The following is a 17,501-nucleotide window of genomic DNA, read 5'->3' on the forward strand; positions in this document are numbered from 1 at the left end:
TATGCGGAGCGGCGCCGGAGGGCGACCGTACGGACGGGTGATTGGGGGGCGACTCGCCCGGCACCGTCTCGCCCGGGCCGGGATGACGGCTCACCCTGTGGCGCATGGCGACCTGTGAGGTATGTGGCAATCAGTACGGAATGACCTTCGAGGTGCACGCGCAGGGCGCGGTGCACGTCTTCGACTGCTTCTCCTGCGCGATCCACCGCATGGCCCCCATCTGCGAGCACTGCCGTGTACAGATCATCGGCCAGGGCGTGGAGGTCGAGGGCCAGTGGTACTGCGGCGCGCACTGCGCACGCGCGGAGGGAAAGGCGGGAATTGTCGACAAGGTGTGAAACCGAACCCGCCTGATCGCACCCCACGACCGAGTTGTACGGTCGTGGGGTGTACCGCTTCCTGATGTCCCGGCAGTGGGTGATCCTCACACTGATCGCCCTGCTCCTCATCCCCACGATGATCAGGCTGGGCATCTGGCAGATGCATCGCTACGAGGAGCGCACCGCCCGGAACCAGCTGGTCACCCACGCGCTGGCGGCCGACCCGGTGCCCGTGGAGAAGCTGACCGGGCCCGGGCACACCGTCACCAGCGCCGAGCGGTACCGCACCGTGACCGCGAAGGGCCACTTCGACACGGAGGACGAGGTCGTCGTCCGCCGCCGCACCAACTCCGACGACGAGGTCGGCTACCACGTCCTCACCCCGTTCGTCCTCGACGACGGCAAGGTCCTGCTGGTCAACCGGGGCTGGATCCCCTCCGACGGCCCGAGTCAGACCGCGTTCCCGAAGGTTCCGGCACCGCCGGCCGGCGAGGTCACCGTCTCGGGGCGGCTGATGCCCGACGAGACGACCGCGGCGAGCGGCATCAAGAATCTCGAAGGGCTGCCGGACCGGCAGATCATGCTGATCAACAGCGAGCAGGAGGCACGGCGCCTGGACGTCCGGGTGCTCGGCGGTTACATCGCCCAGACGGCACCCGAGCCGAAGGGCGACACCCCCGAGCTCCTCGGCAATCCGGGCAAGGAGGACGCCGCGCTGAACTACGCGTACGCCATCCAGTGGTGGCTGTTCGCAGCGGCCGTCCCGGTCGGCTGGGTGGTCCTGGCCCGCCGCGAGGCCCGGGACCGGGCGCAGGCGGCGGCCGAGGACACCGACACGACGGAGGCGGAGCCGGCGGCCGTGTGACCGCCGGCGGCCGGCGGCCTTGCCGCCCCGCAGTCCGAGGCAGCGGCCGACCGCAGGGCACATCAGCAGCACTCTCCCGCAGGCCCCACCCCTCAGGCCGTCAGCAGCACCGCCCCCGCGGTCCCGACCCCCGGTCCAGCGTGTGCAGCAGTTCGCGGACGTACCAGGCCACGGCCCGTGCACAGCGCACGGCCCTCATGAGCGGGCCCCTGTCAGGGACTCGGCCGGCTCCCCCGGCACGTCGATGCGGGACTCGACGTACGGCGCCTCGGTGGTCGGCAGCGGACCCGGGGCCCGGGCCGCCCGTACGCACACCACCGCCGCGTTCACCAGCACCACGGCGACCAGCAGCAGGAACAGGGCGATCAGCACACCGTCGACCGTGGAGTTGGTGATGACGGTCTCCATGTCGGCCGGGCTCTTGGCGGGCGGCAGGACCTGGCCGGCGTCGAGGGCGTCGGCGTAGCGGGCGCGCTGGGCGAAGAAGCCCACCTTCGGGTCGTCGGAGAAGATCTTCTGCCAGCCGGCGGTGAAGGTGATGGCGACGACCCAGGCGAGCGGGACACCGGTGACCCAGGCCCAGCGCAGTTTCCCGGACTTGATCAGGACCGTGGTGCAGACTGCCAGGGCGATCGCGGCGAGGAGCTGGTTCGCGATGCCGAAGAGCGGGAAGAGCTGGTTGATTCCGCCGAGCGGGTCGGTGGCGCCGGTGTAGAGGAAGTAGCCCCAGGCCGCGACGACCAGGGCGCTGCACAGCCAGATGCCCGGCTTCCAGTTGACCCGGCCGGCCGGCTTCCAGACGTTGCCGAGCATGTCCTGGAGCATGAAGCGGCCGACCCGGGTGCCCGCGTCCACGGTCGTCAGGATGAACAGCGCCTCGAACATGATCGCGAAGTGGTACCAGAAGGCCTTCATCGCGGTGCCGCCGATGACCCCGGAGAAGATCTCCGACATGCCGACTGCCAGCGTCGGGGCACCTCCGGAACGGGCGATCAGCGTCTGTTCCTCCACGGCCTTGGCCGCCTGGGTCAGCTGGTCGGGCGTGATCGTGAAGCCGAGTCCTGCGACCGCGTGGGACGCCGACTCGGCCGTCGTACCGAGGAGGGCCGCGGGGGCGTTCATGGCGTAGTACAGGCCCGGCTCCAGGGTCGCGGCGGCGATCAGCGCCATGATCGCGACGAACGACTCCATCAGCATGGCGCCGTAACCGATCATCCGGACCTGGGACTCCTTCTGGATCAGCTTCGGTGTGGTGCCGGAGGCGACCAGGGCGTGGAAGCCGGACAGCGCGCCGCAGGCGATGGTGATGAAGAGGAAGGGGAAGAGCGCGCCCGCGAAGACGGGCCCCGCGCCCGAGGAGGCGAAGTCGCTCACCGCGTCCGCGCGCATGACCGGGGCGGCGACCACCACGCCCACCGCGAGCATCGCGATCGTGCCGATCTTCATGAAGGTGGAGAGGTAGTCGCGCGGCGCGAGCAGCATCCACACCGGCAGGACGGAGGCGACGAAGCCGTAGCCGACCAGGCAGAAGACGAGGGTCGTGGGGCTCAGGGTGAAGGCGGAGGCCAGCGAGGACTGCTGGATCCAGCTGCCCCCGACGATGGCGAGCAGCAGCAGCGCGACGCCGATCAGGCTGGTCTCGACGACCCGGCCCGGGCGGAGGACGTGCAGCCAGAAGCCCATGAAGAGGGCGATGGGGATGGTCATCGCGACGGAGAAGGTGCCCCACGGGGAGTGGGCGAGGGCGTTGACGACGACCAGGGCCAGCACACCCAGCAGGATGATCATGATGGCGAACACGGCGATCAGGGCGGCGGCTCCGCCCCACCGGCCGATCTCGTCCCGGGCCAGCTGCCCGAGCGACTTGCCGTCCCGGCGCATGGACAGGAACAGCACGACCATGTCCTGCACCGCGCCCGCGAAGATCACACCGGCGACGATCCACAGCGTCCCGGGCAGATAGCCCATCTGCGCCGCGAGCACCGGCCCCACCAGCGGTCCGGCACCGGCGATCGCGGCGAAGTGGTGGCCGAGCAGCACCCGGCGGTCGGTGGGGTGGAAGTCGACGCCGTCCTCGAGGCGCTCGGCGGGGGTGGCCCGGCGGTCGTCGGGCTTGAGCACCCGCCGGGCGACGAAGCGGGAGTAGAAGCGGTAGGCGATGGCGTACGATCCGAGCGCCGCGACGACCAGCCAGACCGCCGAGATCTCCTCGCCCCGGGCGAGGGCGAGGACGCCCCAGGCGATCGCGCCGAGCAGGGAGACGGCCGTCCAGAGCAGGAGGGACCGAGGGGGTGTTCGCCGCTTTCCGGGCGCTGGCCGGCCGGATTCGGGCAGGACTGATACGGGCATGGCGGCTCCTCACCGTGGCGGTGGTGTGCGACAGGACCTGCGCGGGGGCCGGTGCGGGGGCGCTTCCCTGACCTGCGCACCTCTCCCGCTCGCTGTCGGTCTGTGCAAGAGTTGCGCTCCCGCCGGAAGTGGATGACACGGCGTCCCCAGAAGAATTTCCGCCGGTTCCCTGTCCTCCGGACGGGCCGTCCGCGCAACTCTCGCGCAAGGGCACAGGCACACCAAGGACGGTGACCCATGGCTGACGGCGCCATGACCGCGACGTTTCTCGCCGTGATCGGCGGGGCGTCGCTGCTCGCGGTCACCGCACGGCGGCTGCGTCCGGTGGACCGGCTGCCCTCCCTGGAGGGCTGGGCGCTGGCCGACCGCCGCCTGGGCCCCGGCTGGACCTGGCTGCTGCTCGGCGGCACGATCTTCACCGCGTACACCTTCACCGCCGTGCCCGGTCTCGCGTACGGCAACGGCGCGCCCGCCTTCTTCGCGGTGCCGTACACGGTGATCGTCTGCCCGCTCGCCTTCGTGCTGCTGAGCCGCCTGTGGAGCGTGGCCCGCCGGCACGGCTATGTCACCGCCGCCGATTTCGTCCGGGGCCGGTACGGGTCGCCGCCGCTGGCCCTGGTGGTCGCGCTGACCGGGATCCTCGCGACGATGCCGTATCTGGCGCTGCAACTGATCGGCATCCGGGCGGTGCTGACCGCCGGGGGCGTCCATCCGCGGGGCGTGGCCGGGGATCTGGTGCTGGTGGCGCTGTTCGCGGGGCTCGCGGTGGCCACGTACCGGCACGGACTGCGCGCGCCCACGGTCATCTCGGCGCTGAAGGCGGTGGCCGTGTTCGGCTCGCTGACCGCCGTGACCTGGCTGGTCCTCGAACGCTTCGGCGGCCCCGGCCCGGTCTTCGACGGCGCCGCGGCGCGGCTGGGCGACCCGGCGCTGCTGCTGTCCCCCGCCCAGCAGCCCGCCTACGCCACCCTCGCCCTCGGCTCCGCCCTCGCCCTGCTGATGTACCCGCATGTGCTCACCGCCGGCTTCGCCGCCGACGGGCCGCGCACCCTGCGCAAGGTCGCGGTGGCGCTGCCGGCCTGGACCGGGCTGCTCGCGCTGTTCGGCTTCCTCGGCTTCGCCGCCCTCGCCGCGGGGGTGCGGGCGCCGCACGGTGGTGCCGAGGCCGCCGTGCCGATGCTGGTCGACCGGCTGATGCCGGCGCCGCTGGCCGGGCTGGTGTTCGCCGCGATCGCCGTGGGGGCGCTCGTCCCGGCCGCGGTGATGTCGATCGCCGCCGCGACGAGCTTCGTCCGCAACGTCTACGTCGAGTACGTCCAGCCGACGGCCACGCCCAAGCGCCAGGTGCGCATCGCCAAGGCGGTGTCGGTCACCGCGAAGGTGGGCGCCGTGGCGTTCGTGTTCGGGCTGCGCGACCAGGACGCCATCAACCTCCAGTTGCTCGGCGGCGTGTGGATCCTGCAGATCTTCCCGGCGGTCGCCGTCGGGCTGTTCACCGGGCGGCTGCATCCTCGGGCGCTGCTCGCCGGGTGGGCCGTGGGCATGGCGTCGGGGACGTACCTGGTGGTGCGCGGGGGGTTCTCCTCGATCGTGCCGCTCGGCACCGGCGCCGGGCCGCTGGAGATCTACGCCGGGCTCGCGGCCCTGCTGCTCAATCTGGCCGTCGCGGTGGCCGGCACCCCGGCCCTGACCCACCTGGGCGTCCCGCGCGGCGCCGACTCGACCGACCTGCCGTCCCGCCTGACCGTCCGGCGACGCCCGGAGACCGGAGCGAACAACCCGTGAGACGCAGACAGCACTCCCCCGTCGCGGCGCCGGCCGTGCCACCACCCGCCGCCGTGCCACCGCCCCCTGCCGTGCCGCCATCCGCCGCAGTGCCCCTGCCCCCGGCGGCCGCCGATCCGGCCGACCTGGAACGGGAAGCCGGCGTGGCCCGCCTCTTCGAAGTGCACTACTCCTCGATGCTGCGGCTCGCCGTCCTGCTGGGCGCCGACGACCCGGAGAACGTCGTGGCCGAGGCGTACTACCAGATCTACCGCAAGTGGCGGCGGCTGCGGGACGCGGCCGCGGCGGAGGCCTATCTGCGGTCCACGGTCTGCAATCTGACGCGGATGCGGATACGCCACCTCCAGGTCGCCCGCAGGCACGAGGAGAATCCGCCGAGCCCGCCGGACGAGATGGTCGCCTCCGCCGAGCACGCCGCACTCCTGCGCGACGACCAGCGTGTGCTCATCGACGCGCTCCAGCAGTTGCCGCCCCGCCAGCGCGAGGCCCTGGTGCTGCGGCACTGGCTCGGTCTGAAGGAAAGCGAGATAGCCGCCGCGATGGGAATCTCCGGCGGTTCCGTCAAGACACACACGGCACGCGGCATCGCCGCCCTGACCCAGGCGATGGAGGCCCGGCGATGACGAATCGAGACGCGACTCCGCCGCGTGGCACAAGCCCGGACCGGACCGGCCACGGCGACGGCGACGGCCACGGCGACGGCCACGGCGAGGGCCGCACCGAGCGCGAACTGCGCGCGGCACTCGAGGCGCTGGCCGGCGGGGTGCTCCCCGACCCCGACGCGTACCGCACGGCACGTGGCGAGTGGCTGCGGCGCGAACGCCGTCGGCGGCTCGTGCTCACCGTGCTGATCGCGGTCGTCTTCGCCCTGGCCGTGCTGATCGGCCTGTGGGTGCTCAACCAGGCACCGTCGGATCCCGGCGTCATCTTCTCAGGCACCGGCACCTCCGCCGCCGAAGGCCCGTCACTCCCCCGGCTCGACCCCTGATTGCGGGCCCGACTTGCCGGGAACCCGCACTGCGTGCATACGGGTATCGAGGACTACGCGCTCGTCGGTGACGAACAGACCGCGGCCCTGGTCGGCATGGACGGCTCCGTCGACTGGCTGTGCCTGCCCCGCTTCGACTCGGCCGCCTGCTTCGCCAAGCTGCTCGGCGACGAGGACAACGGCTACTGGCGCATCGCCCCCGTGGGGGCGGACCGGTGCACCCGGCGCGCCTACCGCCGCGACACCCTCGTCCTGGACACCGAGTGGGAGACCGAGCAGGGAGCGGTCCGTGTCACCGACCTGATGCCCCAGCGCGACCAGGCCCCCGACCTCGTACGGATCGTCGAGGGCCTGGAGGGCGAGGTGACGCTCCACAGCGTCCTGAAGCTGCGCTTCGACTACGGCTCGATCGTTCCGTGGATGCGCCGGTCCGACGGCCACCGGGTCGCCGTGGCCGGCCCGGACTCGACGTGGCTGCGCAGCGAGCCGGAGGTGCGCAGCTGGGGCGAGGACTTCGGAACGCACGCGGAGTTCACGGTCAAGAAGGGGGAGAAGGTCGCGTTCGTCCTGACCTGGCACCCCTCCCACGAGGAGCGCCCGCCGCTCGTCGACCCGTACGAGGCACTGCGCCACAGCGTCGAGGACTGGCGGGCCTGGGTGTCCCGGTGCCGCTACGACGGGCCGTACCGGGACGCTGTCGTCCGCTCCCTGATCACGCTCAAGGCGCTCACCTACGCCCCGACCGGCGGCATCGTCGCCGCCCTCACCACCTCACTGCCCGAGGAGCCGGGCGGGGTGCGCAACTGGGACTACCGCTACTGCTGGCTGCGCGACTCCACCCTCACCCTGGGCGCGCTGCTGGCGGCGGGCTACCAGGAGGAGGCCGAGGCCTGGCGGAACTGGCTGCTGCGCGCGGTCGCGGGCGACCCGGCCGACCTGCAGATCATGTACGGCCTGGCGGGCGAGCGGCGGCTGCCCGAGTCCGAGCTGCCGTGGCTGTCCGGCTTCGCCGGGTCCGCGCCCGTCCGTATCGGGAACGACGCCGTGAACCAGCTCCAGCTGGACGTCTACGGCGAGGTCATGGACTCCCTGTCGCTGGCCCGCGAGTCGGGCCTGTCGGCCCAGCCGGACGTGTGGGCGCTGCAGACGGCCCTGATGGACTTCCTGCGGACGAACTGGCGCCAGCCCGACGAGGGGCTGTGGGAGGTGCGCGGCGGCCGGCGTCAGTTCGTGCACTCCAAGGTGATGGTGTGGGTGGCCGCCGACCGTGCCGTACGCACCCTGGAGCGCCATCCGGAGCTGGACGGCGACCTGGAGGGCTGGCGCGCGCTGCGCGACGAGGTGCACCGCGAGGTGTGCGAGCGGGGCTACGACCCCGGACGCAACACGTTCACGCAGTCCTACGGTTCACGCGAGCTGGACGCCGCGCTGCTGCTCATCCCGCGCGTCGGTTTCCTGCCGCCCGACGACCCGCGGGTGATCGGCACCATCGACGCGATCCGCGCGGAGCTGGACCACCGGGGGCTCCTGCTCCGCTACACGACCGACGACGCGGACGTGGACGGACTGCCCGGTTCCGAGGGCACCTTCGTGGTGTGCTCGTTCTGGCTCGCGGACGCCCTGTTCATGACGGGCCGTACGAAGGAGGCCCGCGCGCTGTTCGAACGGCTGGTGGGGCTCGCCAACGACGTCGGCCTGCTGTCCGAGGAGTTCGATCCGGTGACCGGCCGGCAGCTCGGCAACTTCCCGCAGGCGTTCAGCCACATCGGCCTCGTGAACACCGCCCTCGCCCTGTTCGGTGCTGAGGGGGCAGGATAGGGACCATGGATCTTGGACTGAAGGACCGGGTGTACGTCGTCACCGGGGCCACGCGAGGCCTCGGCAACGCTTCCGCGCGCGAGCTGGTCGCGGACGGGGCGAAGGTGGTCGTCTCGGGCAGGGACGAGAAGAGCGTCGCCGAGACGGCGGACGCGCTCGGCCCGAACGCGGTCGGGGTGGCCGTCGACAACGCCGACCCCGAGGCGGCGGCCAGGCTGATCGGGGCCGCGCGGGAGAACTTCGGGCGCTTCAACGGTGTCCTCATCAGCGTGGGCGGCCCGCCGGCCGGGTTCGTCGCCGACAACACGGACGAGCAGTGGCAGGCGGCTTTCGAGTCGGTGTTCCTCGGTGCGGTACGGCTGGCTCGCGCCGCGGCCTCCGAGCTGGAGGCCGGGGGTGTCATCGGGTTCGTGCTGTCCGGGTCGGTGTACGAGCCGATTCCGGGGCTGACCATTTCGAACGGGCTGCGGCCTGGGCTGGCCGGGTTCGCCAAGTCGCTGTCCGAGGAACTGGGGCCGCGGGGGATCCGGGTGGTCGGGGTGCTGCCGGGACGTATCGACACGGACCGGGTGCGCCAGCTGGACGGGTTGTCGGCGGATCCCGAGGCGACCAGGGCGGCTTCGGAGTCGCGGATTCCGTTGCGGCGGTACGGCGCGCCCGAGGAGTTCGGGCGGGTGGCCGCGTTCCTGATGTCGCCGGCTGCTTCCTATCTGACCGGGGTCATGGTCCCCGTGGACGGCGGAGCGCGGCACGGGTTCTGAAGTTGGCCGCCTGCGGGTTCGTGGGGGCTGGTCGCGCCCACGCGGCGGAGCCGCACATGCATACCGCCCCGCGCCCCTGAGGCAGTCGTACTCAACTCACTCGTTCCGCACGGTGCTTGACACCCCGCAGCCTCACCTCCGCCGGGAGTGAGGCGAGGCCCGCCGAGGTTCTGGCGTGGGCCAGGGCGCCGGTCGTCAGGTCGTGCAGGGCCGTTCCCGGGTCCACGTGCGGTTCCAGCGCGAGCCGTACGCGGGCCTCGGGGGCGGTACGGCGGCCCGTCAGACGCGCATCGGCGCGGTCCACGCCGTCGGCCCGTTCCGCCTCCTGGGCGAGGGCGCCCTCCAGGGCCCGGCCGCGCAGCAGCGCGCCGTCACCGTCACCGGTGTCCACGAGGACCTCGGCGAGGCGGCGCCGGCGGAGCACGGCGACGAACCACCACAGGGCGAGCAGCAGAAGGACGGCGAGTACGGCGATGACGGTCGGCCACCACCAGCCGTCCTCCCGCCAGCGCGTGCGTTCGGCGTCGCTCAGCAGGACGTCGTGGCGGCTGTCGTGGATCCACCACGAGGGTGCCGGGGCGCCGAGGCCGACGGCCAGTACCGAGCCGCCCAGCACCAGCAGGACGAGCCCCACCACCCCGATGATCACGCGGTTGACGATCCGGAGCACCCCGTCACCCCTTCCGGCCGGGCCGCCGGACGTGCACCGACACCGCGGGCGGCCGGGACAGCCCCAGTCCGCTGACCGCGTCGGTGAGCACGGCGTCCAGTTCGGTTCGTACGTCGTCCAGTTCACGGAAATGCGACGCGGCGCGGACCCTGGCCTTGGTCCGGCGCATCCGGACGTCCACGGACTGCACGCCGGACACCTCCATGGCCCGGTCGCGCAGCGCGGACGCGGCGGCGTCGCGGTGCAGTCCGGCGCGCACGTCGGCGTGCGCGCGCCGCATCGGGAGCACGGCCCGCAGGCCGGGCGTGGCGGCCAGGACGAGCAGCCAGAGTCCGAGAGCGGCGGCCACCCCGGCCCCGACGAGCACCCAGACGTCGTCCAGGGGCCGTTCGGCGAGCTGCCGGGCGAGTTCCCGGCGCCAGCTCATGACGGGCCGGTCGGCACGCACGGACGCGATGTCGTACAGGAACAGTCCGGCGAGGCCCAGGAGGAGCAGCGCGACGATGCCGGCGGGGACGCGGCGCGCGGACCAGAAGCGGCCTTCGCCGCCGCCCTCGCCGTCGAGTGCGGGCGGCGGTCCGTCGGCTTCCGCCGGGGCGGACGGGTCGGGTCCGTCGCCGGTCTCCGACGTGTCGACGACCGGCAGGCGCTGGGTGGTGCCCTCGGGCTCGGGCGGTTCGGCCGGATCGGTGCCCCGGGGTTCGCTCATCGCGTCCTCCCCTGTGCCGCACCGGGCCCGGCGACCAGGTGCAGACGCTCCACCTGGACGACGACCTCCGGCACCTCCATGCCTGCCAGGGTGCCCACCCGCTGGACGACTTGGTGACGCACCTGGCGGCAGCGGTCGCCGACGTCGCACGGGTAGTCGAGTTCGATGTGCACCCGGACGTGGGCGGCCTCGTGGTGGACGACGACGCTGGCGGACGGCCGGCCGGCGTCGGGCGGCAGTGTCCCGACGGCCTCGCGGGCCGCCTGCGAGGCGATCTTCGCGACGACCCGGTCGGCGATCCGGGTCGCGCCGCGCTCACCCGGCGGGACGGCGGTCATGGGTCTGTCGAGCTCACCGGCCCCCGCGCTCACGGTCGTCACCGCCGCCGTTCGTGACGTGGACGGAAGAAGTCGCCGAAGTCCATGTCCCCTTCCAGGAACCGGCCGACGACGAAGCCGACGGCGCCCAGCGCCGCCACCAGCAGGAAGGCGCCGAATCCGCCGAAGTATCCGGCGAATGCCAACGCCATGCCGGCGATCATGCCGACCACGGCCATGCTCATGCGCTCCTCAGCTCCTCAGCCGCTGTGTTGTCCGGTGGCCCGTGCCTCACTGGATCCGCCGCTCCGGTTCCTCTTCCTCCTCGTCCGGCAGCTTCACATCGCTCACCGCGATGTTGACCTCGACGACCTCGAGGCCGGTCATCCGCTCGACGGCGGTGATGACGTTCTCCCGTACGTCCCGGGCGACATCGGCGATCGACACGCCGTAGTCGACGACGATCTCCAGGTCGAGGGCCGCCTGCACCTCGCCGACCTCGGCCTTCACCCCGCGTGTCACGGACTTGGCGCCGCCGGGTACGCGGTCGCGCACGGCTCCGAAGGTGCGTGAGATGCCGCTGCCCATGGCGTGCACGCCGTCCACGTCGCGTGCGGCGAGCCCGGCGATCTTCTCCACCACGCCGTCCGCGATCGTCGTACGCCCGCGGGAGCCCGGGTCTCCCCCACCGCGCTTGGCCAGCGGGCTCCTGCGCGCCGCCGACGTCTCGGACTCCCCGCCCCGGTTCTCGGTCATGTCAGTCATCACCGCACGTCCTTTTCGGTTGTCGTCCTTCGACCACCGTAAGCACGGTTGCGTGGTAGCGCGCCCTTGATGCGGCAGGCTGGAGGAATGACGGCCGATCGGTGGACGCAGGCAGTGAGACATCAGCTGGGCCTCGGCAGGCTCCTGCCACTGGGTGATGCGCGGGACGGTGCGTGGATCGCCGAGCAGGCGGCCGAGGCGGTGCTGCGGCGCGCGGCTCAGGACGCTCCGGGCGTACGCCTCGACGCGCTCCGTGTGGCGCTCGCCGACCCGGCGGACACCCGGGAGCCGGCCGTACCGGCCCCGCCGAGTGCGCAGCCGCCCGGACCGCTGCGGGTGACGGCGGAGTTCGCGGCCACGGCCTCGCAGCCGCTGCCGACGACGGCGTCCCTGCTGCGGGCGACGCTGGCGACCGCCGCGACACAGGGGCTGGGTCTGACGGTGTCTGAGGTGGACCTGCGCGTGACGGGGCTGCTGGACGAGGAGCCGGAACCCGGGCCCGCCGTACGTCTCCCCGAACCGCCTCGGGCAGCGCGGCCCGAGGGCGGCGACTCGGGCCGGGTCGCGACCGCCGCGCTCGAGGTCCCGGGCGTGCTTCACCTCACCGCCGCGCTGGGCCACCCCGTGCACATCGAGGAACTCCCGGGCGAGGCCGCGCTGCCGCACCGCCATGTCCGGCTGGAACTCGCGGTGGGAGCGGACCACCAGGCCCGTGAGGTGGCCCGGGCGGTCCGCACGGCGGTGCGCAGGACGCTGCCGGACCACCCGACGGTGGCGGTCCTGGTGAGCGGGATCGGCTGAGGGATCGCTGATCCGCCGGCAGGTTCCGCTACGCCGGGAGGTTCAGCGACGCCGGGCCCTGCCTCAGTCCCCGATGCCCGCGAGGTCCCGCAGGCGGCGGGCCTGGGCCTGGCGTTCCGCGCCGCGCTGGGCCTCGTAGGTGCGGTCCTGGGCGCCGCGCAGCAGCGCCTTGGTCTCGACGACGGCGTCGCGGGGCGCGGCGAGCACGGCCGAGACGAGGTCGCGGACCGTGTCGTCGAGCTGGCCGGCGGGCACGGCCACGTTGGCCAGGCCGGTGTTCACGGCCTCCTCGGCCGCGACGAAGCGGCCCGTCACGCAGATCTCCAGCGCGCGGGCGTAGCCGACAAGGCCCACCAGCGGATGCGTGCCCGTCAGATCGGGCACGAGTCCGAGGCTGGTCTCGCGCATGGCGAACTGCACGTCGTCGGCGACGACGCGCAGGTCGCAGGCGAGGGCGAGCTGGAAGCCCGCCCCGACGGCATGCCCCTGGACAGCGGCGACGGAGACGATGTCGCTGCGCCGCCACCAGGCGAACGCCTCCTGGTACTCGGCGATGGTCGCGTCCAGCTCGGCGTCGTCACCACGCGCGAGGTCGATGAACGACGGTTCCCCGTCGAAGCCCTCGGGCGTGAACGCCTGCCGGTCGAGGCCGGCCGAGAAGGACTTGCCCTCGGCCCGCAGCACCACGACACGGACGGAGCCCGGCAGCTGCCGCCCGGCCTCGGTCAGCGCCCGCCACAGAGCGGGGCTCTGCGCGTTGCGCTTGGCCGGATTGGTCAGCGTCACCGTGGCGACCGTGTCGTCGACGGTGAGCCGTACGCCGTCCTTGTCGAGTACGGGAACGAGGTCCTTGTCGGGCGAAGCCATGGACGCCTCCGATGTGTGCGGTCAGCTAAGTGACTGCACAGTAACCACCCGGTCGATCAGCCGACCGACCGGGTGGCCACCATCGAAGCCGAGGGGCCACCCGGGGTCAGGCCGTGGCCTTTTTGCCCCGGGTCGCCCCGCCACGCCCTCGCAGCGTGACGCCCGACTCACTGAGCATGCGGTGCACAAAGCCATACGAGCGGCCGGTCTCCTCGGCCAACGCCCGGATGCTCGCACCGGCGTCGTACTTCTTCTTCAGGTCTGCCGCGAGCTTGTCGCGCGCGGCGCCGGTCACCCGGCTGCCCTTCTTCAGAGTCTCGGCCACCCGTGCCTCCTCATGGGAAGTGCGCTCTGGTCTCCTCATGATCACCCCTCCGGGCCCTGATGGCCACCCATTCGGCAAGGTCCGTGAGACAAGGTTGTGACGACGGGAGCGCGTCCCCACATCCGGAATAGGTAATTCCGAAGAGCGGCGTCCGTACGGCCGAACGGATTGTCCCGGGAAATACCAGGTCAGAAAGGCGTCGCGGCCGAGCCCGGAAGAATCGGGGGCTCGGCCGCGAATTCGATGTAGGACACACCTCGGTACGAGGAGATCTCACACAGATGATGGATCACCGCTAGGCCGAATGATCCATACGCCGTTGATCACGCATTCGATCAAGCGGCACTGACGCATCAAGCGGGCACTGACGCTCAGGCCAGGGCGACGAGATCCGCGTAGTCGGCGCCCCACAGGTCCTCGACGCCGTCCGGCAGCAGGATGATCCGCTCCGGCTGGAGCGCCTCGACCGCGCCCTCGTCGTGCGTGACGAGGACGACAGCGCCCTTGTACGTGCGCAGCGCGCCGAGGATCTCCTCACGGCTGGCCGGGTCGAGGTTGTTGGTCGGCTCGTCGAGGAGCAGGACGTTCGCGGAGGACACCACCAGGGTGGCGAGCGCCAGACGGGTCTTCTCGCCGCCGGAGAGGACCCCGGCCGGCTTGTCGACGTCGTCGCCGGAGAACAGGAACGAGCCGAGCGTCTTGCGGACCTCCACCAGGTCCAGGTCGGGGGCGGCCGAGCGCATGTTCTCCAGGACCGTGCGCTCCGGGTCGAGGGTCTCGTGCTCCTGCGCGTAGTAGCCGAGCTTGAGGCCGTGGCCCTCGATGACCTCGCCGGTGTCGGGCTTCTCGGCCCCGCCGAGCAGCCGGAGCAGGGTCGTCTTACCCGCGCCGTTGAGGCCGAGGATGACGACGCGCGAGCCCTTGTCGATGGCCAGGTCGACGTCGGTGAAGATCTCCAGCGAGCCGTAGGACTTCGACAGGCCCTCGGCCATGAGCGGGGTCTTGCCGCACGGGGAGGGCTCGGGGAAGCGCAGCTTGGCGACCTTGTCGGACTTCCGCTCCGCCTCCAGGCCGGCCAGCAGCTTGTCGGCCCGGCGGGCCATGTTCTGCGCGGCGACGGTCTTGGTGGCCTTGGCCCGCATCTTGTCGGCCTGCGAATGCAGCGCGGAGGCCTTCTTCTCGGCGTTCTGCCGCTCGCGCTTGCGGCGCTTCTCGTCGGCCTCGCGCTGCTGCTGGTAGAGCTTCCAGCCCATGTTGTAGACGTCGATCTGGGAGCGGTTGGCGTCCAGGTAGAACACCTTGTTGACGACCGTCTCGACCAGCTCGACGTCGTGGGAGATCACGATGAAGCCGCCGCGGTAGGTCTTCAGGTAGTCCCGCAGCCAGATGATCGAGTCGGCGTCGAGGTGGTTGGTCGGCTCGTCGAGCAGCAGCGTGTCCGCGTCGGAGAACAGGATCCGGGCCAGCTCGATACGTCGGCGCTGACCTCCGGAGAGCGTGTGCAGGGGCTGGCCGAGCACGCGGTCGGGCAGGTTGAGCGCGGCGGCGATGGTCGCGGCCTCGGCCTCGGCGGCGTACCCGCCCTTGGTGAGGAACTCCGTCTCCTGGCGCTCGTACTGCTTGAGCGCCTTGTCGCGGGTGCCGCCCGTGCCGGTGGCGATGCGCTGCTCGTTCTCACGCATCTTGCGGATCAGTACGTCCAGGCCACGCGCGGAGAGGATGCGGTCGCGGGCGAGGACGTCGAGGTCGCCGGTGCGGGGGTCCTGCGGGAGGTAGCCGACCTCGCCGGAGCGGGTGATGGTGCCGCCGGCGGGGATGCCGTCGCCCGCGAGGCATTTGGTCAGGGTCGTCTTCCCTGCGCCGTTGCGGCCGACCAGGCCGATGCGGTCGCCCTTGGCGACACGGAAGGTGGCGTTTTCGATGAGGACGCGGGCACCGGCGCGCAGCTCGATACCGGAGGCGGAGATCACGGACAGACTCCAGGGCGGATACGGGGGCGGGATGGACGAATCAGGGGGTGCCGCGCGTAGCGCGCCGTTGGAAGGGCGGTGGCGGGCGACGGGCGGGCGTTCCCGCCGTCTAATGCGCGAGGAGAATGGCCATGGGGGACAGTCTAACGGGGACGTGCAAGCACTTTTTGACCGAGTCAGGCAGCGGGACAACGAGGAAGTGATCGCCATGGCAGGCTCGTCCGGCGGACGTCCGAGCATTTACCCGACGCTGCTCTATACGGACGCGAAAGCGGCGATCCAGCAGCTCACGGAGGCCTTCGGTTTCACCGAGCTCTCGGTGTACGAGGGCGAGGACGGTTCGGTGATGCACGCCGAGCTGACGCAGGGCAACGGCGCGGTGATGGTCGGTAGCAAGGGCCGCGGCGGCCTGTTCGACGCGGCCATGAAGGAGACGGGCACCACGGGGGTGTACGTCGTGGTGGACGACGTGGACGCACACCACCGCCGCGCCGTGGACCACGGCGTGGAGATCCTGATGCCCCCGACGGACCAGGACTACGGCTCGCGGGACTACATGGCCCGGGACCTCGAGGGCAATGTGTGGAGCTTCGGGACGTACACGCCCGAGATAACCCTCTAACTGCCGCCCGTGTGCACCTGGAAGGCGGCCCGGCGTACGGCCTTGGCCAGGGCCGGGTCGGGGTGTGCGGCGGCGAGGGCGACCAGGACCTGCACGGTGCGCGGGTGCCCGACGGCGCGTACCTCGTCCAGGAGCATCGGGATGGTGGGCTGGATCGCTGATTCCAGGTGCCGGACGAGCAGCGGGGCTTCACCGTGGTCGGCGACGGCGGCCGCGGTGTCCACCCACAGCCAGGTCGCCTCCTGACGGGTGAGGACCTCGTGGGCGTCCTCCGGGTCGGCGCCGTCGTGCTCGGCCAGCCACAGCAGTGCGTACGGCCTGAGCGTCGGCTCGGCGACCACGCCCCGGACGTCGGGCTCGGCGGGGGCTCCGACCACGCGCAGTGCCTCGAAGGCGAGGCCGCGCAGCAGGGCGTCCTCGCCGCGGGCCGCGCCGAGGAGCTCGGTGACGGCGCTGCCGACGGGGCGGGCGGCGAGCCAGGCGCGGTACTCGGCACGGGCCGCGTTCGGGCGCAGCTGGGCGCAGCCGCGGAGCATGTCGTCGGCGGCCTGCTCGATGTTCCCGGCGGGGCTCTGCGCGGCGACGCAGATCTGCTCCAGCTTGACCCAGACGGCCCAGCTGCCGAGCGGGGTGAGCGTGGCCTGGCCCTCGCCGTAGGTGAGGGCGCCGACGGAGGCGAGGGCGCGCAGGGCCCAGTCGAGGAGAGGGGCGAGCGGGGCGTCGGTGGGCTCCGGCTCGGCCACCGGCTCGGGCTGGGGGCCGTAGGGGATCTCGCAGCGTTCGGTGCGCAGCTCGGTGACGCGCTGCTCCAGGAGGTCGAGGAGCTGCTCCACGGGGACGGGGCCGGCGGACAGCTGCAGGAAGGAGAGCGCCTGCGGCATGGCCGAGACGACCTCGGCGACGGCGGCGGCCTCGCGCTCCTCGGGCTCCGGGTGGGCGAGCGACCAGGCGTCGAAAAGGGCGACCCAGCCGCGCAGTACGGCGCTGTCGTCGCGGTTCCAGGCGCGCAGCCGCCAGCCGGGGCGGGCGCTGTCGCCGTGCACCTCGATGAGGCCGGCGAGGCGGGCGGTGTCCCAGTCGGCCCTGACCTGAGCCGGGGTCAGGCCGAGGTCGCGGGCGGCCCGTTCGGCGGTCGCGTCGGAGAGGGTGGCCTTGCCGTCGGCGGTGGCGCTGTCCCCGCCGGGGCCGAGCGCGGCGTCGGCCCAGCGCGCGACGCGGGCCGCGTCGGCCAGACCTGAGCGCGCCATTCTGGCCAGCTCCGCCGGTGCCGGGGTGCCCTCCGGGGGGCGCGGTGCGGGTCGGCGCGAGCGCCGCTGGTTCATCGCTCTGGGGGCGGCGGCCAGGGGTCGCGGGCGGACGAGTCGAAGCCTGGAGTCGCGCGGGATACGGGACGTCACGGGTGCAGTCTTCCGGTTGACGGTCCGAAAACCCAAACGGAATGTCACGGCGGGCGACGGGGATGGCCAACGCACCGGTTCCTGAGAGTGGTCGAGGGCGGGAACAAGCCAGTCGTACGACGCTAAACGGAATCATCGCGACCGGTCGGTGCGGAGCGGGGCGGGACATGGT

General features: G+C 72.2%; 19 protein-coding genes. 9 read left to right on the forward strand and 10 right to left on the reverse strand.

Annotated features, from left to right (window positions below):
• The first annotated feature begins 104 nt into the window (after nt 1-104).
• Entirely contained in the window at nt 105-338 is a 234-nt protein-coding gene (locus ACIBK5_RS16230) for a hypothetical protein (RefSeq protein WP_215122319.1), read from the forward strand.
• A gap of 49 nt (nt 339-387) precedes the next feature.
• Nucleotides 388-1,185 (forward strand): SURF1 family protein, encoded by a 798-nt coding sequence (locus ACIBK5_RS16235; RefSeq protein WP_399020107.1) that lies wholly within the window; start codon nt 388-390, stop codon nt 1,183-1,185.
• 195 nt (nt 1,186-1,380) lie between these two features.
• On the opposite strand, the gene ACIBK5_RS16240 is transcribed toward ACIBK5_RS16235, so the two are convergent.
• Nucleotides 1,381-3,534 (reverse strand): carbon starvation CstA family protein, encoded by a 2,154-nt coding sequence (locus ACIBK5_RS16240; protein WP_399020109.1) that lies wholly within the window; start codon nt 3,532-3,534, stop codon nt 1,381-1,383.
• A 237-nt stretch (nt 3,535-3,771) separates the two neighbouring features.
• Between ACIBK5_RS16240 and ACIBK5_RS16245 the strand changes: the two genes are divergently transcribed.
• The 5 genes from ACIBK5_RS16245 to ACIBK5_RS16265 are packed head-to-tail and all read left to right on the forward strand — an operon-like array spanning nt 3,772 to nt 8,886.
• Nucleotides 3,772-5,319: a sodium:solute symporter gene (locus ACIBK5_RS16245; protein WP_399020111.1), complete on the forward strand. Its 1,548-nt coding sequence runs from the start codon at nt 3,772-3,774 to the stop codon at nt 5,317-5,319.
• The gene (locus ACIBK5_RS16250) at nt 5,316-5,942 is read left to right on the forward strand and encodes a sigma-70 family RNA polymerase sigma factor (RefSeq protein ID WP_399020112.1); all 627 of its coding nucleotides are present in this window, start codon (nt 5,316-5,318) and stop codon (nt 5,940-5,942) included. The genes ACIBK5_RS16245 and ACIBK5_RS16250 overlap by 4 nt, the downstream gene beginning before the upstream one ends.
• Nucleotides 5,939-6,307 (forward strand): hypothetical protein, encoded by a 369-nt coding sequence (locus ACIBK5_RS16255; RefSeq protein WP_399020114.1) that lies wholly within the window; start codon nt 5,939-5,941, stop codon nt 6,305-6,307. Before ACIBK5_RS16250 ends, ACIBK5_RS16255 begins: the two co-directional genes overlap by 4 nt.
• A gap of 33 nt (nt 6,308-6,340) precedes the next feature.
• Nucleotides 6,341-8,125 carry a glycoside hydrolase family 15 protein gene (locus ACIBK5_RS16260; RefSeq protein ID WP_399020116.1) on the forward strand — a complete coding sequence of 595 codons (1,785 nt, stop codon included), beginning with the start codon at nt 6,341-6,343 and terminating at the stop codon, nt 8,123-8,125.
• A 5-nt stretch (nt 8,126-8,130) separates the two neighbouring features.
• A complete protein-coding gene (locus tag ACIBK5_RS16265) occupies nt 8,131-8,886 on the forward strand; it encodes an SDR family oxidoreductase (protein ID WP_193480809.1) in 756 nt (251 codons plus the stop codon).
• Between the two features lie 91 nt (nt 8,887-8,977).
• On the opposite strand, the gene amaP is transcribed toward ACIBK5_RS16265, so the two are convergent.
• The 5 genes from amaP to ACIBK5_RS16290 are packed head-to-tail and all read right to left on the reverse strand — an operon-like array spanning nt 8,978 to nt 11,347.
• Nucleotides 8,978-9,556, reverse strand: a complete 579-nt coding sequence (amaP, locus tag ACIBK5_RS16270; RefSeq protein WP_399020118.1) for an alkaline shock response membrane anchor protein AmaP — start codon at nt 9,554-9,556, stop codon at nt 8,978-8,980.
• Nucleotides 9,557-9,560: 4 nt separating this feature from the next.
• Nucleotides 9,561-10,265: a DUF6286 domain-containing protein gene (locus tag ACIBK5_RS16275; protein WP_399020120.1), complete on the reverse strand. Its 705-nt coding sequence runs from the start codon at nt 10,263-10,265 to the stop codon at nt 9,561-9,563.
• Nucleotides 10,262-10,645: an Asp23/Gls24 family envelope stress response protein gene (locus tag ACIBK5_RS16280; RefSeq protein ID WP_399020122.1), complete on the reverse strand. Its 384-nt coding sequence runs from the start codon at nt 10,643-10,645 to the stop codon at nt 10,262-10,264. Before ACIBK5_RS16280 ends, ACIBK5_RS16275 begins: the two co-directional genes overlap by 4 nt.
• Complete coding sequence (locus ACIBK5_RS16285) at nt 10,642-10,827, reverse strand: hypothetical protein (RefSeq protein WP_184599696.1); 186 nt, start codon at nt 10,825-10,827, stop codon at nt 10,642-10,644. Before ACIBK5_RS16285 ends, ACIBK5_RS16280 begins: the two co-directional genes overlap by 4 nt.
• Before the next feature lie 46 nt (nt 10,828-10,873).
• Nucleotides 10,874-11,347 carry an Asp23/Gls24 family envelope stress response protein gene (locus ACIBK5_RS16290; protein ID WP_399020124.1) on the reverse strand — a complete coding sequence of 158 codons (474 nt, stop codon included), beginning with the start codon at nt 11,345-11,347 and terminating at the stop codon, nt 10,874-10,876.
• 87 nt (nt 11,348-11,434) lie between these two features.
• Between ACIBK5_RS16290 and ACIBK5_RS16295 the strand changes: the two genes are divergently transcribed.
• Nucleotides 11,435-12,148, forward strand: coding sequence for a nucleopolyhedrovirus P10 family protein (locus ACIBK5_RS16295; RefSeq protein ID WP_399020126.1), 714 nt, complete (start codon nt 11,435-11,437; stop codon nt 12,146-12,148).
• A gap of 63 nt (nt 12,149-12,211) precedes the next feature.
• Here ACIBK5_RS16295 and ACIBK5_RS16300 read toward each other — a convergent pair whose 3' ends face one another.
• The 3 genes from ACIBK5_RS16300 to abc-f form a co-directional block, all read right to left on the reverse strand.
• Nucleotides 12,212-13,015: an enoyl-CoA hydratase/isomerase family protein gene (locus tag ACIBK5_RS16300; RefSeq protein WP_399020128.1), complete on the reverse strand. Its 804-nt coding sequence runs from the start codon at nt 13,013-13,015 to the stop codon at nt 12,212-12,214.
• 106 nt (nt 13,016-13,121) lie between these two features.
• Complete coding sequence (locus tag ACIBK5_RS16305; RefSeq protein WP_010037790.1) at nt 13,122-13,340, reverse strand: helix-turn-helix domain-containing protein; 219 nt, start codon at nt 13,338-13,340, stop codon at nt 13,122-13,124.
• 371 nt (nt 13,341-13,711) lie between these two features.
• Nucleotides 13,712-15,310: a ribosomal protection-like ABC-F family protein gene (gene abc-f, locus ACIBK5_RS16310; protein WP_399020129.1), complete on the reverse strand. Its 1,599-nt coding sequence runs from the start codon at nt 15,308-15,310 to the stop codon at nt 13,712-13,714.
• Nucleotides 15,311-15,518: 208 nt separating this feature from the next.
• Here abc-f and ACIBK5_RS16315 point away from each other — a divergent pair, with 208 nt between their 5' ends.
• On the forward strand, nt 15,519-15,932 hold the full coding sequence (locus ACIBK5_RS16315) for a VOC family protein (protein WP_399020132.1): 414 nt from the start codon (nt 15,519-15,521) through the stop codon (nt 15,930-15,932).
• On the opposite strand, the gene ACIBK5_RS16320 is transcribed toward ACIBK5_RS16315, so the two are convergent.
• A complete protein-coding gene (locus tag ACIBK5_RS16320; protein WP_399020134.1) occupies nt 15,929-17,329 on the reverse strand; it encodes a hypothetical protein in 1,401 nt (466 codons plus the stop codon). The two genes, ACIBK5_RS16315 and ACIBK5_RS16320, sit on opposite strands and share 4 nt — an antisense overlap.
• Nucleotides 17,330-17,501: the final 172 nt, after the last annotated feature.

The sequence above is a fragment of the Streptomyces sp. NPDC050546 genome, from assembly GCF_044457425.1.
Classification (GTDB): domain Bacteria; phylum Actinomycetota; class Actinomycetes; order Streptomycetales; family Streptomycetaceae; genus Streptomyces.

Coding starts and splice junctions, on each gene's coding strand:
- ACIBK5_RS16230 (WP_215122319.1), top strand. CDS start 105: ATGGCGACCTGTGAGGTATGTGGCAATCAGTACGGAATGACCTTCGAG.
- ACIBK5_RS16240 (WP_399020109.1), bottom strand. CDS start 3,534: ATGCCCGTATCAGTCCTGCCCGAATCCGGCCGGCCAGCGCCCGGAAAG.
- ACIBK5_RS16245 (WP_399020111.1), top strand. CDS start 3,772: ATGGCTGACGGCGCCATGACCGCGACGTTTCTCGCCGTGATCGGCGGG.
- ACIBK5_RS16255 (WP_399020114.1), top strand. CDS start 5,939: ATGACGAATCGAGACGCGACTCCGCCGCGTGGCACAAGCCCGGACCGG.
- ACIBK5_RS16265 (WP_193480809.1), top strand. CDS start 8,131: ATGGATCTTGGACTGAAGGACCGGGTGTACGTCGTCACCGGGGCCACG.
- ACIBK5_RS16275 (WP_399020120.1), bottom strand. CDS start 10,265: ATGAGCGAACCCCGGGGCACCGATCCGGCCGAACCGCCCGAGCCCGAG.
- ACIBK5_RS16285 (WP_184599696.1), bottom strand. CDS start 10,827: ATGAGCATGGCCGTGGTCGGCATGATCGCCGGCATGGCGTTGGCATTC.
- ACIBK5_RS16290 (WP_399020124.1), bottom strand. CDS start 11,347: ATGACTGACATGACCGAGAACCGGGGCGGGGAGTCCGAGACGTCGGCG.
- ACIBK5_RS16295 (WP_399020126.1), top strand. CDS start 11,435: ATGACGGCCGATCGGTGGACGCAGGCAGTGAGACATCAGCTGGGCCTC.
- ACIBK5_RS16300 (WP_399020128.1), bottom strand. CDS start 13,015: ATGGCTTCGCCCGACAAGGACCTCGTTCCCGTACTCGACAAGGACGGC.
- ACIBK5_RS16315 (WP_399020132.1), top strand. CDS start 15,519: ATGGCAGGCTCGTCCGGCGGACGTCCGAGCATTTACCCGACGCTGCTC.